Origin of the sequence: Ottowia flava (assembly GCF_008017535.1) — a bacterium.
GTDB classification, from domain to species: Bacteria; Pseudomonadota; Gammaproteobacteria; order Burkholderiales; family Burkholderiaceae_C; genus Ottowia; species Ottowia flava.
The window spans coordinates 274,260-288,324 of record NZ_VRUA01000002.1 but is presented as its reverse complement, the minus strand read 5'-3'; the positions used below and the strand labels follow the sequence as shown (position 1 = coordinate 288,324).

Sequence of the window (14,065 nt, the reverse complement as noted above, 5' to 3'; positions counted from 1 at the left end):
TTCTAGGGCTGAGGGGTGATTTGAAGCATATTTATCAACCGCCTCGGTCGATTGTCAAAAACCATAGCTGCCTGCGCAGGTGCTTGTAGGGCGCGAGACCGATTCTGCTTGCAAACGGTGGCGGCAGCGGCGTGATCAGACCGCGCCACGGCGCGCCGCCCGCGTGCGCCGGCTCAGGCCGCGGCGCCGGGGGTCGCGCTGGCGTCGGTCTGCACCGCCGCCAGCGCAAAGCGCTGGCCGAGCACATGGTCCTGCACACAGCGCCAGACCAGCGGGCTGCGGTGGCGTTCCTGGCTGGCTTCGACCTCGGCGGGCGTCAGCCACAGCGTGCGCACGATGCCGGCGTCCAGCGCCTGGCCCGGCACCGGCGCGCTGGCGCGGCCGCAGAAGGCAAAGCGCACCCAGGTGGTCGGCGTGCCCGCGCTGTCGGGCGACGCGGCCAGGTAGACGCCCAGCAGCGCCTCGGGCGTGAAATGGCGGCCGGTTTCCTCCAGCGCTTCGCGCACGGCGCCGTCCTGGGGCGATTCGCCCGGCTCCAGGTGGCCGGCCGGCGTGTTCAGGCGCAGCCCGTCGGCGGTGTGCTCCTCCACCAGCAGGTAGCGGCCATCCTGCTCGATCACGGCGGCCACGGTCACGCTGGGCTTCCATCGCTTCGTTGTCATGCGGCGATTATGGGCCGGCGCCCGCGGTGGGGCAGGGCGTCGCCAGAGCGTCAGCGGACAGCGTTGGCGGGCTGGTCGTCTGTTAAGCTCGCCGGCACTATTTGATACAGGGCCGCCGCCCCGGCGCCGCCCGCATGACCTGAATCACGAGGAGACGTGCCATGCAGATTGGCGTGCCCGCTGAAACGGCGGCTGGAGAAACCCGCGTGGCCGTGACGCCGGAGACGGCCAAGAAGCTCGTCGCCCAAGGCCACCAGGTCATGGTGCAGTCGGGCGCCGGCCTGCGCGCCAGCGCGACGGACGAGGCCTACCACGCCGCGGGCGCCGAGATCACCGACGCTGCCCGCGCGCTGGGCGCCGAGATGGTGCTGAAAGTGCGCCTGCCCAATGACGCCGAACTGGCCCAGATGAAGCCGGGCGCCGTGCTGGTCGGCATGCTGGAGCCCTTCAACGCCGATGGCCTGCAGCGCCTGGCCGCCGCCAACCTCACCGCCTTTGCCCTGGAAGCGGCGCCGCGCACCACGCGCGCGCAAAGCATGGACGTGTTGTCCAGCCAGGCCAACATCGCCGGCTACAAGGCCGTCATCACCGCGGCCGACCATTACCCGAAATTCTTCCCCATGCTGATGACCGCCGCCGGCACCGTGAAGGCGGCGCGCGTGGTCATTCTGGGCGTCGGCGTGGCCGGTCTGCAGGCGATCGCCACGGCCAAGCGCCTGGGCGCCGTGATCGAGGCGAGCGACGTGCGCCCCAGCGTCAAGGAGCAGATCGAATCGCTGGGCGGCAAGTTCATCGACGTGCCTTACGAAACGGCGGAAGAAAAAGAAGCCGCCGAAGGCGTGGGCGGCTACGCCAAGCCGATGCCGCCGAGCTGGCTGGAGCGCCAGAAGGTCGAGGTCGCCAAGCGCGTGGCCCAGGCCGACGTGGTGATTTCCACCGCGCTGATCCCCGGCCGCGCCGCGCCCGTGCTGATCACCGAAGACATGGTCAAGAGCATGAAGCCGGGCTCGGTCATCGTCGACATGGCCGCCGGCAAGGGCGCGCCCAACCCGGACGGCACGGTGGGCGGCAACTGCCCCCTGACCGAGGCCGACAAGATCGTGTCCAAACACGGTGTGACCATCATCGGTGACACCAACCTGGCGGCGCGCGTGGGCGCGGACGCCTCCGCGCTGTACGCGCGCAACGTGCTCGACTTCCTGAAGCTGGTGCTCCCGCCCGCCGCCAAGGGCGAGCCGGCCGCCACCTTCCGGATCGACGCGGAAGACGACATCGTCGCCGCCTGCCTGATGGCCCATCAGGGTACGGTGACGCGCAAGTGATTTTCCTGGCTCAGTTTTACGCCATGACCGCCACACCTTCTGCACCGGCCCAACCGGCCACCCGATCCGTTCGCCTGCGCCGCCCGGCGCTGGCGCTGTCCGCCCTCGCGCTGGGGGCTGTGCTGGCCGGCTGCGCCGCGCCACGCGCGACGCCCGCCGACTCCGCCCAAGGCACCGTCGCCGGCACCGTCCAGGGAACGCAGGCGCCGCTGATCACCGTGCCGCCCGCCAACGTGGGCACCTGGGTTGATCTGGGCCATTTCAACGCCCCCTGGCTGGCCGGCGATTCGCCCGTGCCCGTCACCGGCCCGAATGCCCCCACGCGCGTGGCCGGCTGGCGCCGCGACGACGGCCAGTGGCTGGCCATCGTGGTGGTGCAGACCGCGGCGTCCGCCCCCGGCATGGCGCACTGCCCGCTGGCGATGAACCAGGAAGTGGTGCCGGGCCCCGACGGCCACTGCCTGCGCATGCGCCGCGACGCCGACTTCGACGGCTGGATGCAGCGCCAGAACGCGGTGATGTACCAGTGGCTGGACAGCCGGGGCTGGTCCCTGCGCCCGCGCAGCTGGGTGTCGTACCGCGTCCCGGCCGAAAACGGCCCGGCCCTGGAAGCGCATGCGCTGTTCGACATGGCGCTGATCGAGCCGGTCACGCGCAACCCCAACGACTTTCTGCTGGCCGGCGCGCCGGCCACGCAGTGGGCGCGCCAGTTCGCTGCCGCCGCGCGCGCCGCGGGTGGCAGCGGCCGCCTGGCCGTGCCGCAGTTCCCGTACGGCCCGCGCATCGGCCTGCCGCCACCGCCGCCCGCGGTGAAAGCGCCGCCGCCCGCCCGCGCCACGCAGGTCACGCCGCCGGCGCCCGTGCCGCGCGTCGACCGCGAGTAAGCCTGTTTTTCCTGCAACGCCTGACGCCAGCCCGCCCCTGGAGATCGCCATGGACATCGTGTCGCCCACCCTCATCAACCTGATCATCTTCGTGCTGGCCATCTACGTGGGCTACCACGTGGTGTGGACGGTAACGCCCGCCTTGCACACGCCGCTGATGGCGGTGACCAACGCCATCTCGGCCATCGTCATCGTCGGCGCCATGCTGGCCGCGGCACTGACCGAAGGCACGGTGGGCAAGGCGCTGGGCGTGGCGGCGGTGGCGCTGGCCGCGGTCAACATCTTCGGCGGCTTCCTGGTCACGCGCCGGATGCTCGAGATGTTCAAGAAAAAAGATAAAAAAGTCGCTCCGGCGCCCGCCAAATAAGCGCAAGCAGCTATAAAAAGAGGAGAAACATCCGATGAGCATGAACCTCGTCACGCTGCTGTACCTGATCGCCAGCGTTTGCTTCATTCAGGCCCTGAAGGGCCTGAGCCACCCCACCACCTCGATCCGCGGCAACCTGTTCGGCATGGCGGGCATGACCATCGCCGTGCTGACCACGGCCGCGCTGATCGTCAAGCTGGCTGGCTCGGCCGCCGGCCTGGGCTGGGTGCTGCTGGGCCTGGTGGTCGGCGGCGGTTACGGCGCCTGGCGCGCCAAGACCGTCGAGATGACCAAGATGCCCGAGCTGGTGGCGTTCTTCCACAGCATGATCGGCTTGGCGGCGGTGTTCATCGCCGGCGCGGCGGCCATCGAGCCCTGGGCCTTCGGCATCGCCGACCACCCGGTGAACGGCGTGGGCGGCCAGATTCCGGGCGGCAACCGGATCGAGCTGGCGCTGGGCGCCTTCATCGGCGCGGTGACCTTCAGCGGCTCCGTCATCGCCTGGGGCAAGCTGTCGGGCAAGTCCAAGTTCCGCCTGTTCCAGGGCGCGCCGGTGCAGTTCCCCGGCCAGCACTGGCTGAACCTGGCGCTGGGCCTGGCCGCGCTGTTCTTCATCTTCGGCTTCTGGCATTCGCAGAGCACGATGGACTTCGTGCTGGTGTGCCTGCTGGGCTTCATCATCGGCGTGACGCTGATCATCCCCATCGGCGGCGCCGACATGCCGGTGGTGGTGTCCATGCTGAACAGCTACTCCGGCTGGGCCGCCGCGGGCATCGGCTTCAGCCTGAACAACAGCATGCTGATCATTGCCGGCTCGCTGGTGGGCAGCTCCGGCGCGATCCTGAGTTACATCATGTGCAAGGCGATGAACCGATCGTTCTTCAACGTGATCCTGGGCGGCTTTGGCGGTGAAGCCGCCGTCGCCACCGGCACGCAGGAGCAGCGCCCGGTCAAGACCGGCAGCGCCGACGACGCGGCCTTCATGCTCAGCAACGCCGACAGCGTGATCATCGTCCCCGGCTACGGCCTGGCGGTGGCGCGCGCCCAGCACGCCGTGAAGGAACTGGTCGACAAGCTGGTGGCCAAGGGCGTCGACGTGAAGTACGCCATTCACCCCGTCGCCGGCCGCATGCCCGGCCACATGAACGTGCTGCTGGCCGAGGCCGAAGTGCCCTACGATCAGGTGCACGAGATGGAAGACGTCAACGGCGAATTCGGCCAGGCCGACGTCGCCATCATCCTGGGCGCCAACGACGTGGTGAACCCGGCCGCGCTGCAAAAGGGCAGCTCGATCTACGGCATGCCGATCCTGGAGGCCTACAAGGCCAAATCGGTGATCGTGAACAAGCGCTCCATGGCCGCGGGCTACGCCGGTCTGGACAACGAGCTGTTCTACATGCCCAAGACCATGATGGTGTTCGGCGACGCCAAGAAGGTGGTCGAGGACATCGGCAAGGCGATCGAATGACCTCACGCCGGGCGGGGCCAGCAACCGCCCGGGATTGCGGCGCAGTGCTGTTTTCGAACGACCGTGCGAAAAGTATCTCTTAGCGGTACTTCAGGTGTCGCGTTCGGGTGACTCAGGAAAACGCCAGTACCTCGCCGGAACATCAGGTCACACAATGCGAGGTTCTGGCCGTGCACCGCGCGGCCGTTCGCTTCCCCCTGCGTCGCCCTGCCCGGCGGCGTTCAACTGAAGGAGTACCGGCCCCATGACCGAGCGCATCTGGCTCAAGCACTACCCGGAAGGCGTTCCCGCCGACATCGACGAGACGCAGTACCCGTCGCTGGTGGCGCTGATCGAGGAGAGCTTCAAGAAGTACGCCGACCGCGCGGCGTACAGCTTCATGGGCAAGGACTTCAGCTACGCCGACACCGACGCGCAAAGCCGCGCGCTGGCGGCCTACCTGCAGAGCCTGGGCCTGGCGCGCGGTGACCGCGTGGCCATCATGATGCCCAACGTGCCCCAGTACCCCGCCACTGTGGCGGCCATCCTGCGCGCGGGCTACGTCGTGGTGAACGTCAACCCGCTCTACACCGCGCGCGAGCTGGAGCACCAGCTGAAGGATTCCGGCGCCAAGGCCATCGTCATCATCGAGAACTTCGCCGCCACGCTGGACAAGTGCATCGCCAGCACGCCGGTCAAGCACGTGGTGCTGGCCAGCATGGGCGACCGCCTGGGCGGGCTGAAAGGGCTGATCGTCAACTTCGTGGTGCGCAAGGTCAAGAAGCTGGTGCCGGCCTACCGCCTGCCCGGCGCCGTGCGCTTCAACGATGCGGTGGCCAAGGGCCGTGGCGCGCCCTTCAGCGCGCCGGCCATCGCGCCAGACGACATCGCCGTGCTGCAATACACCGGCGGCACCACCGGCGTCAGCAAGGGCGCGATGCTGCTGCACCGCAACGTGATCGCCAACGTGCTGCAGTCCGAGGCCTGGAACGACCCCGCGATGAAGCGGGTGCCGGCCGGCGAGCAGTCCACCAACATCTGCGCGCTGCCGCTCTACCATATCTTCGCCTTCACGGTGAACATGATGCTGAGCATGCGCACGGGAGGCAAGACCATCCTGATCCCCAACCCGCGCGATCTGCCCGCCACGCTGAAAGAGCTGTCCAAGCACACCTTTCACAGCTTTCCGGCCGTCAACACCCTGTTCAACGGGCTGGCGCACCACCCCGACTTCAACACCGTGAACTGGAAGAACCTGAAGGTGTCGGTCGGTGGCGGCATGGCGGTGCAGGGCGCGGTGGCCAAGCTCTGGCTCGAAAAGACCGGCTGCCCGATCTGTGAGGGCTACGGTCTGTCCGAAACCAGCCCCTCGGCCACCTGCAACCCGGTGACCAACAAGGAATTCACCGGCACCATCGGCCTGCCGATCCCCAGCACCTACATCAAGATCCTGGACGATGCGGGCAACGAGGTGCCGCTCGGCCAGCCGGGCGAGATCGGCATCAAGGGCCCGCAGGTCATGGCCGGCTACTGGCAGCGGCCCGATGAAACCGCCAAGGTCATGACGGCCGACGGCTACTTCCGCTCGGGCGACATCGGTGTGATGGACGAGCGCGGCTACACAAAAATAGTCGACCGCAAGAAGGACATGATCCTGGTCAGCGGCTTCAACGTCTACCCGAACGAAGTGGAAGACGTCGTGGCCGCCATGCCCGGCGTGCTCGAAGTGGCCGCCGTTGGCGTGCCGGACGAGCGCATGGGCGAGGCCGTCAAGCTCGTCATCGTCAAAAAAGACCCGGCGCTCACCGAAGACGCCGTGCGCCAGTTCTGCCACGACAACCTCACCGGCTACAAGCGCCCGCGCGTCATCGAGTTCCGCACCGAACTGCCCAAAACCCCCGTTGGCAAGGTGCTGCGCCGCGAGCTGCGCGACGCGCCCGCCCCGGCCGCTGCGCCGGCAGCGGGCACCGTTTCGGTCAATTAGTCGGCTGACATTCGCTATTGATTAGATAGCTGCTTGCGCAGATGGTTGTAGGGCGTGAAGGGTTTTTCGCTTTGAATTCGCCGCGCCGCATCGGCCTGATGAGCGCGATGCACCAGGAGCTGAGCGAGGTGCTGAAGACGCTGCCCGACGAGCAGCGCCAGTCCGCCGCCGGGCGCGACTTCTGGGTCGGCCACTGGCGCGGGCACGAGGTCGTCGCCGTGCTGTCGCGCATCGGCAAGGTGGCCGCCGCGACCACCGCCACCGCGCTGATCGAGCGCTTTGGCGTCACCCATATCGTCTTCACCGGCGTCGCCGGCGGTCTGGGGCAGGGCGTGCGCGTGGGCGACGTGGTACTGGCGGACGCCTTCCTGCAGCACGACATGGACGCCTCGCCCCTGTTCCCGCCGCACGAAGTTCCGCTGTACGGGCGCGCCCTGTTCGAGGCCGACGCGGGCCTGAGCGCCACGCTGCGCGCCGCCACAGAGCAGGTCCTCGTGCGGCCCGAGGAAGCGCTGGGCGCCGCCGCGGTGCAAGAATTCGCGCTGCACGCCCCGCGCCTGCACGACGGCCTGATCGTCAGCGGCGACCGCTTCGTCGCCACCAGCGCCGAAAGCCAGGCCCTGCGCCAGCGTCTGCCGGACGCCCTGGCCGTCGAAATGGAAGGCGCCGCCGTCGCCCAGGTCTGCCACGACTACGGCATCCCCCTGGCCGCCCTGCGCACCATCTCCGACCGCGCCGACGACAGCGCCCACGTCGACTTCACTCGCTTCATCGACACCGTCGCCAGCCGCTACAGCGCCACCACGCTCGATAGGTTCTTTGAGATGCTCTGAAAACGGGAGCTGTTCGCGCAGGTGGGTGTAGGGTGGAGGGGTGATTTCATCTGAATTTCATCGCTTGGCGCACGTGTGTCGAAGCGCGCCGCGGTACGCCCAGCACACCCAATTCACCCGACCGCCCCAATCCGCGCGCCCGGCCAACAGCCCAGCGAACGCCGTTGCCGGACCCGCGCCGGCAACTGGCGTTGTCCCCCCTCCCGAAGCGCGCAGCGCGCAGAGAGAGGGGGGAAGGCGCGTCAGCGCCTCAGGGGGGTGCCCTTCACTTCAACCAGCCGCGCCGCCGGAAATACCACATCGGAAGCAGCGCGCTGGCGATCATCAGGCCGATGCCCCAGGCGTAGCCATACTGCCATTCCAGCTCGGGCATGACCTTGAAGTTCATCCCGTACACGCTGGCAATCAGCGTCGGCGGCAGCAGCGCGACGCTGGCCACCGAGAACAGCTTGATGATCTTGTTCTGGTTGATGTTGATGAAACCGACCGTGGCGTCCATCAGGAAGTTGATCTTGTCGAACAGGAAGGTGGTGTGGCTGTCCAGCGAATCGATGTCGCGCAGGATCTGGCGGGCTTCTTCGAACTGCTCGGCGTCCAGCATCTTGCTGCGCATCAGGAAGCTGACGGCGCGGCGCGTGTCCATCACGTTGCGGCGGATGCGCCCGTTCATGTCTTCCTGGCGGGCGATGGCGCCCAGCACCTCGCTGGCGACCTCGTCACCCACGTTGCCGTCCAGCACCTTCTTGCTGGCCGTTTCCAGCTCGTCGTAAACGCCTTCCAGCGTGTCGGCGCAGTACTCGGCGTCGGCGTCGAACAGCTTGAGCAGCACTTCCTTGGCGTCGGCCAGCAGCCCGGGCATGCGCCGCGCGCGCATGCGCAGCAGGCGAAAGGCGGGCACCGTTTCGTCGTGGATCGAGAACAGCACGCCGTGGCTGCGCAGCAGCTCGTTGGTCATGTTCAGGATGAAGGCCACGCGCACCTGCTGCGGCTCGTCGGGGTCGGCCACCAGGAAGTCGCTGCGGATGTGCAGCTCGCCGTTGTCTTCTTCGTAGAAGCGGGCCGACTCTTCAATGTCGTCGTCGATCGCGTCTTCCGGAATCGACAGGCCGTAGTACTGGCGCACCCAGCGCTTTTCTTCGGTCGTGGGTTCTTCCAGGTCCACCCAGATCGGGCGGAACTTGGAGAGCTCCTCGAGGGATTCGATTTCTTCCTGAAACAGCCGTCCGTTCGACAGCGTGAAAACGTTGAGCATGGGCAGACTCCCTGGGGATTTCGGGGCAGGACGGTGCGGCGCAGCAGGGTGTGATGGCTTTCAGCCCCCCGCGCCAGCGGATCCCAGGGAGCGAAAGCTAGCGACTCGGGACGGGTTCCAAGGCGGGGCTTTCGAGTGAGGAAAAACCCTCGGATTATGGCATTGGCCAGGCGTTTTGGGGGCGGTCTCAGCAGGGTCGCCGGGAATTGATGGCGACCGTTGCCACGCGCTCCGATCACAGGCATAGTGAGCTTGCATGACGGCGTCATGACCTCAGCGATCTGACGCAGTCATGGGTGGCCAGGGCACCACAACCGGTGGTGCGCCGGCCGTTTATCCCGTCAGGAATGGAGGCCCTACATGAACTTGACGATCAGCGGACACCATCTGGAAGTTACCCCTGCCTTGCGCGGCTATGTGACCAGCAAGCTTGACCGGGTCACACGGCACTTTGATCAGATGGTGGACGTCAAGGTGTTGCTCTCGGTTGAAAACCAGAAGGAAAAGGACAAACGCCAGCGCGCCGAATGCACCATTCGCGTCAAGGGCAACGACCTGTTTGCCGAAAGCGCACACGAAGACCTTTACGCTGCCGTCGACGAATTGATGGACAAGCTGGACCGCCAGGTGGTACGTCACAAGGACAAGGTGCAGTCGCACGACCGGGCGGTCGCCGCCAAGCACCTGGTGTAAGGACGTTCTGCCAGGCATTTCACGGCCGCCTCCGGGCGGCCTCAAAAACCCACTGCAAGCCGCGCCGGTTTCACCGGGCGGCTTGAACGCTTTCTGGATGCTGCACAATGCCGCGCTTGCAGCCGGTTCGGGTCACGGCCCGATCTGGTGGTTTGGCGGACTTATTACCCGAGTCCACCGTTGTCGTGCGCCGGCGCCTGTTGCCACCGGTGTCGTTTCTTGATCTGTGCAGGGCATAATTCGGCCCCTAAGCCATGAACCGTCTCGCATCCATTCTCCCGGCCTCGCAAGTGCTGGTGGGCGTCGACGCCACCAGCAAGAAGCGGGCGTTCGAGGAAGCCGGCCTGCTGTTCGAGAACCTGCACGGTCTCTCGCGCGCCCTGATCACCGACAGCCTGTTCGCGCGTGAGCGCCTGGGCTCCACGGGCCTGGGCCACGGCGTGGCCATTCCACACGGGCGCATCAAGGGCCTGAAGGCGCCGATGGCCGCTGTGCTGCAGTTGGCGCAGCCCATCGGCTTCGACGCCCCGGACGAGCAGCCCGTCGGGTTGCTGATCTTTCTGCTGGTGCCCGAGGCGGCGACGCAAAAGCACCTGGAAATTCTGTCCGAGATTGCCGAGTTGCTGAGCGACAGCAACCTGCGCGAGCGCGTCAAGTCGGCCGCCAGCGTCGAAGACCTGCACGGGCTGATCGCCCAGTGGCAGCCCGCACAAGCGGCCTGACATCAGCCCTCTGAGCGGGCGAAGACCGCCCCGTGACGGCTTCGCATAGACTGCGGCTACCCTTCGCTGCAACTGCGCCATGAAGCCCACCGTCATCAGTGCCGATGTCCTGTTCGAGGACCACCGCGCCAGCCTGCGCTGGCAATGGATCGCCGGGCTGGGCGCCTCGGAGCGGCGTTTCGACGAGGTGGCCGTCCGCGAGGCGCAGTCCAGCGCCGACCTGGTTGGCTACCTGAACTACATCCATCCGTACCGTGTGCAGATCCTCGGCACACGCGAAATCGCCTACTTGACCAACGCCGCGCCGGAAGATTGTGCACGCCGCATCTCGCGCATCGTCACGCTGGAGCCGCCGGTGCTGGTGCTGTGCGACGGACAGGCCGCGCCCGAAGCCCTGGTGTCGATGTGCGAGCGGGCGCAGATTCCGCTGTTCGCCACCCACGAGTCGGCCGCTTTCGTCGTCGACGTGCTGCGGGCCTACCTGTCCAAGCACTTTGCCAACCGCACGACCATGCACGGCGTGTTCATGGACATCCTGGGCCTGGGCGTGCTGATCACGGGGGAATCCGGCCTGGGCAAAAGCGAACTGGGGTTGGAGCTGATCTCGCGCGGCAATGGGCTGGTGGCCGACGACGCGGTCGACCTGTTCCGCATCAACCAGACCACCATCGAAGGGCGCTGCCCCGAGCTGCTGCAGAACCTGCTGGAAGTGCGTGGCATTGGTCTGCTCGACATCCGTGCCATCTTCGGTGAGACGGCGGTTCGCCGGCGCATGCGGCTCAAGCTGATCGTGCACCTGGTGCGGCGCGAAACGATGGAGCGCGACTACGAGCGCATGCCCTATGAGCCGCTGACGCAGGAGGTGCTGGGCGTGCCGATCCAGAAGGCCATCATCCAGGTGGTGGCGGGCCGCAACATCGCTGTGCTGGTCGAGGCGGCGGTGCGCAACCACATCCTGCAGTTGCGTGGCATCGATACCTACCAGGAATTCGTCGAGCGACACCGCAAGGCCATGGAGCGCGACGCAGAAGTCTGAGGCGCGTGCTTGAGTCGGCAGATAGCTATATTATTAATAGCTATCTGCGCAGACCTGCCGTGCGCTGGAGGCCGATTCTTGGTGAATTTCCGCTGTCAGGTCGCCGGCCGGCGAATACCTGAGCCAGGTGCCGCAGCCGCGCGGTAGGGGCAGTCGGTCTTGGTGCAGTTGGCGTACAGGCTCAGTGCATGATCGGCGATGTGAAAGCCCTTGGCCTTGGCCACCGCGTTCTGGCGCTTTTCAATCTCGGGGTCGTAGAACTCTTCTACGTGACCGCAGTCCAGGCACACCAGATGGTCGTGGTGCTGGTCGTCGCGCAGCTCGTAGACCGCCTTGCCGGCCTCGAAGTGGTTGCGGTTCAGGATGCCCGCCTGTTCAAACTGCGTGAGCACGCGGTACACCGTGGCCAGTCCGATATCGGACTGCTCGGCCAGCAGCAGGCGGTAGACGTCTTCCGCTGTCATGTGCCGCTGATCGGCCTTCTGGAAGATCTCGAGGATCTTCAGGCGCGGCAGCGTGGCCTTCAGGCCAGTGCTCTTGAGTTCGTCGATGGTGTCCATGCCGTCCCGGGTTGCGCAGCGCGCGAAAAATGCGCACCGCTACAATGTCCGGCTCGTATTGTGCATGAGCTCGGATTCATGGTGGACATTTCTCGACCCCATGCCCGCATGATCCGTCCGGTCATGCTGGTAGCGCTGGTCTGCGGCCTGGGGGCCTGCAGCAGCTTCGATTCGGCCACGCGCAGCATGGCCGACGCAATCACCCTGTACAAGCCCGAAGTGGTGCAGGGCAACTTCGTCTCCAAGGAGCAGGTGGCCCAGCTGCAGCCCGGCATGACGCGCCTGCAGGTGCGTGACGTGCTGGGCACGCCGCTGATGACCAGCGTGTTCCACGGCAACCGCTGGGACTACGTCTTCACCATGAAGCGCCAGGGCGTGCCGGAACAGCATTACAAGCTCTCGCTGTTCTTCAAGGACGACCTGCTTGAGCGCCACGAGGGCGACGAGATGCCCAGCGAGGCCGAGTTCGTGCAGCGCATCACGCGCACGAAAAAGGTCAAGGTGCCTCAGCTGGAGGCCACCGAAGAACAACTCGCCAAGTTTCCCGCGCCGAGCGAGGGCGAGGGCGCCGGGACAGGCGCAGGGTCGGCGACGCAGGAGGCGCAGCCCCGCCCTGCCGGTAGTTACCCACCCCTGGAGCCGCAGCGGTAAGCTGGTCTGCGCACCGCAAGGGTGCACAGGTGGGCGCGTGGCGCTCGCCAAACTGAAAGACTGCATGACATTTTCTGCTTTGCCCATCGCTGTTGCCGGCGCCAGTGGGCGCATGGGCCAGATGCTGATCGACGCCATCCGCCAGTCCGGCGACTGCGCGCTGGCCGGTGCACTGGACCGCAGCGACAGCCCTGCCCTGGGCCAGGACGCGGGCGCTCCCGCTGGCTGGGCATCGGGCGTCAAGGTGACGGCCGACCTGGACACGGGCCTGAAGCCGGCCCGCGTGCTGATCGACTTCACCCGCCCCGAGGCGACCATGGCGCACCTCGCCGCCTGCCAGAAGAACGGCGTGGGCCTCGTCATCGGCACCACGGGCTTCTCGGATGAACAAAAGGCCGACATCACCGCGGCGGCCAAGGACATTCCGGTCGTCTTTGCACCGAACATGAGTGTCGGTGTGAATGTCACCTTCAAGTTGCTGGAAATGGCCGCCAAGGCCCTGTCCACCGGCTACGACATCGAGGTGATCGAGGCGCACCACCGCCACAAGGTGGACGCGCCCAGCGGCACCGCGCTGAAGATGGGCGAAGTCATCGCCGAAGCCCTGGGCCGCGACCTGAAGGACTGCGCCGTGTACGAGCGCTTTGGCCACACCGGCGAGCGCGACCCGTCCACCATCGGCTTTGCCACCATCCGCGGTGGCGACATCGTGGGCGACCACACCGTGCTGTTCGCTGGCACCGGCGAGCGCATCGAGATCAGCCACAAATCTTCCAATCGCCAGGGCTACGCCCAGGGCGCACTGCGCGCCGCGCGCTTCCTGGCCGACAAGCGCAACGGTTTGTATGACATGTACGACGTGCTGAACCTTCGCTGAACCCCCGAATCAGGTAACTTCAGACCATGAACCTCCAACACGTCTTTTCGCAGAGCGACGCCATCGGCAAGGCCGTGGCCATCCTGCTGCTGCTCATGTCGATCGCCAGCTGGGTGGTCATCCTCTACAAGGCCTGGATGCTGCGCCGCGCGAGCAGCGACGTGGCGCGCAGCGTTACCGCGTTCTGGCAGGCGCCGTCGCTGGACGAAGCGGCCACGCGCATCGGCGGCTTCGACAAGGGCCAGCTGGTCACGCCGCTGATCGCCGCCACGCAGCGCCCCGCCGGTGGCACGCTGGCCGCGGCCGGTGACCGTGCGCAGCAGTTGACCCGCGTGCTGCGCGACACGCTGCATGCCACCATGGGCCGCCTGCAGTTCGGCCAGGTGCTGCTGGCCACGGTGGGCTCCACCGCGCCCTTCGTCGGCCTGCTGGGCACCGTCTGGGGCATCTACCACGCGCTGACCAGCATCGCCGCCGCCAACCAGATCGGCATCGACAAGGTCGCCGGCCCGGTGGGCGAGGCGCTGATCATGACCGCCGCCGGCCTGGCTGTGGCCATTCCCGCCGTGCTCGCCTACAACTGGTTCGGCCGCACGATTGGCCGGATCGAGGCCGAGCTGGAAGGCTTTGCGCGCGATTTGCGCGAGCTCATGGCGGGGCATTGATGCACCCCCCTGAGTCGCTTCGCGCCTTCCCCTCTCTCCTGCGGGAGGGGGGACAACGCGATTGGCCGGCTCAGGTCCGGCCATCGCGTTCGCTGGTGGGGGCGGGGGCT

At 66.9% G+C, this 14,065-nt stretch carries 15 protein-coding genes; 12 read left to right on the top strand and 3 right to left on the bottom strand.

Annotated elements, in window-relative coordinates; translation table 11 throughout:
- Positions 1-173: 173 nt before the first annotated feature.
- On the bottom strand, positions 174-662 hold the full coding sequence (locus FVQ98_RS03490) for an NUDIX hydrolase (protein WP_147912036.1): 489 nt from the start codon (positions 660-662) through the stop codon (positions 174-176).
- 161 nt (positions 663-823) lie between these two features.
- Here FVQ98_RS03490 and FVQ98_RS03485 point away from each other — a divergent pair, with 161 nt between their 5' ends.
- From FVQ98_RS03485 to FVQ98_RS03460, 6 genes are all read left to right on the top strand, one after another.
- A complete protein-coding gene (locus tag FVQ98_RS03485) occupies positions 824-1,984 on the top strand; it encodes a Re/Si-specific NAD(P)(+) transhydrogenase subunit alpha (protein WP_147912035.1) in 1,161 nt (386 codons plus the stop codon).
- A gap of 23 nt (positions 1,985-2,007) precedes the next feature.
- Positions 2,008-2,868 (top strand): hypothetical protein, encoded by an 861-nt coding sequence (locus tag FVQ98_RS03480; RefSeq protein ID WP_147912034.1) that lies wholly within the window; start codon positions 2,008-2,010, stop codon positions 2,866-2,868.
- Positions 2,869-2,917: 49 nt separating this feature from the next.
- Entirely contained in the window at positions 2,918-3,235 is a 318-nt protein-coding gene (locus tag FVQ98_RS03475) for an NAD(P) transhydrogenase subunit alpha part 2 (protein ID WP_147912033.1), read from the top strand.
- A gap of 34 nt (positions 3,236-3,269) precedes the next feature.
- On the top strand, positions 3,270-4,703 hold the full coding sequence (locus FVQ98_RS03470) for an NAD(P)(+) transhydrogenase (Re/Si-specific) subunit beta (protein WP_147912032.1): 1,434 nt from the start codon (positions 3,270-3,272) through the stop codon (positions 4,701-4,703).
- A gap of 244 nt (positions 4,704-4,947) precedes the next feature.
- Positions 4,948-6,666: a long-chain-fatty-acid--CoA ligase gene (locus tag FVQ98_RS03465; RefSeq protein WP_147912031.1), complete on the top strand. Its 1,719-nt coding sequence runs from the start codon at positions 4,948-4,950 to the stop codon at positions 6,664-6,666.
- Positions 6,667-6,707: 41 nt separating this feature from the next.
- Positions 6,708-7,499, top strand: a complete 792-nt coding sequence (locus FVQ98_RS03460) for a 5'-methylthioadenosine/adenosylhomocysteine nucleosidase (protein WP_187265606.1) — start codon at positions 6,708-6,710, stop codon at positions 7,497-7,499.
- A 265-nt stretch (positions 7,500-7,764) separates the two neighbouring features.
- On the opposite strand, the gene corA is transcribed toward FVQ98_RS03460, so the two are convergent.
- Positions 7,765-8,751, bottom strand: a complete 987-nt coding sequence (gene corA / locus FVQ98_RS03455; protein WP_147912029.1) for a magnesium/cobalt transporter CorA — start codon at positions 8,749-8,751, stop codon at positions 7,765-7,767.
- A 360-nt stretch (positions 8,752-9,111) separates the two neighbouring features.
- On the opposite strand from corA, the gene hpf reads away from it, so the two are divergent.
- The 3 genes from hpf to hprK all read left to right on the top strand — a co-directional run bounded on the left by hpf (position 9,112) and on the right by hprK (position 11,202).
- Positions 9,112-9,444 carry a ribosome hibernation-promoting factor, HPF/YfiA family gene (gene hpf, locus FVQ98_RS03450; protein ID WP_147912028.1) on the top strand — a complete coding sequence of 111 codons (333 nt, stop codon included), beginning with the start codon at positions 9,112-9,114 and terminating at the stop codon, positions 9,442-9,444.
- Positions 9,445-9,698: 254 nt separating this feature from the next.
- Positions 9,699-10,166 (top strand): PTS sugar transporter subunit IIA, encoded by a 468-nt coding sequence (locus tag FVQ98_RS03445; RefSeq protein ID WP_147912027.1) that lies wholly within the window; start codon positions 9,699-9,701, stop codon positions 10,164-10,166.
- Between the two features lie 79 nt (positions 10,167-10,245).
- Positions 10,246-11,202: an HPr(Ser) kinase/phosphatase gene (hprK, locus tag FVQ98_RS03440; RefSeq protein WP_147912026.1), complete on the top strand. Its 957-nt coding sequence runs from the start codon at positions 10,246-10,248 to the stop codon at positions 11,200-11,202.
- 95 nt (positions 11,203-11,297) lie between these two features.
- On the opposite strand, the gene fur is transcribed toward hprK, so the two are convergent.
- Complete coding sequence (gene fur / locus FVQ98_RS03435; protein WP_147912025.1) at positions 11,298-11,762, bottom strand: ferric iron uptake transcriptional regulator; 465 nt, start codon at positions 11,760-11,762, stop codon at positions 11,298-11,300.
- Positions 11,763-11,840: 78 nt separating this feature from the next.
- On the opposite strand from fur, the gene FVQ98_RS03430 reads away from it, so the two are divergent.
- The 3 genes from FVQ98_RS03430 to FVQ98_RS03420 all read left to right on the top strand — a co-directional run bounded on the left by FVQ98_RS03430 (position 11,841) and on the right by FVQ98_RS03420 (position 13,955).
- Complete coding sequence (locus FVQ98_RS03430) at positions 11,841-12,413, top strand: outer membrane protein assembly factor BamE (RefSeq protein WP_147912024.1); 573 nt, start codon at positions 11,841-11,843, stop codon at positions 12,411-12,413.
- 64 nt (positions 12,414-12,477) lie between these two features.
- The gene (dapB, locus tag FVQ98_RS03425) at positions 12,478-13,290 is read left to right on the top strand and encodes a 4-hydroxy-tetrahydrodipicolinate reductase (protein WP_147912023.1); all 813 of its coding nucleotides are present in this window, start codon (positions 12,478-12,480) and stop codon (positions 13,288-13,290) included.
- Positions 13,291-13,316: 26 nt separating this feature from the next.
- Positions 13,317-13,955, top strand: a complete 639-nt coding sequence (locus FVQ98_RS03420) for a MotA/TolQ/ExbB proton channel family protein (protein ID WP_147912022.1) — start codon at positions 13,317-13,319, stop codon at positions 13,953-13,955.
- Positions 13,956-14,065 lie beyond the last annotated feature (110 nt).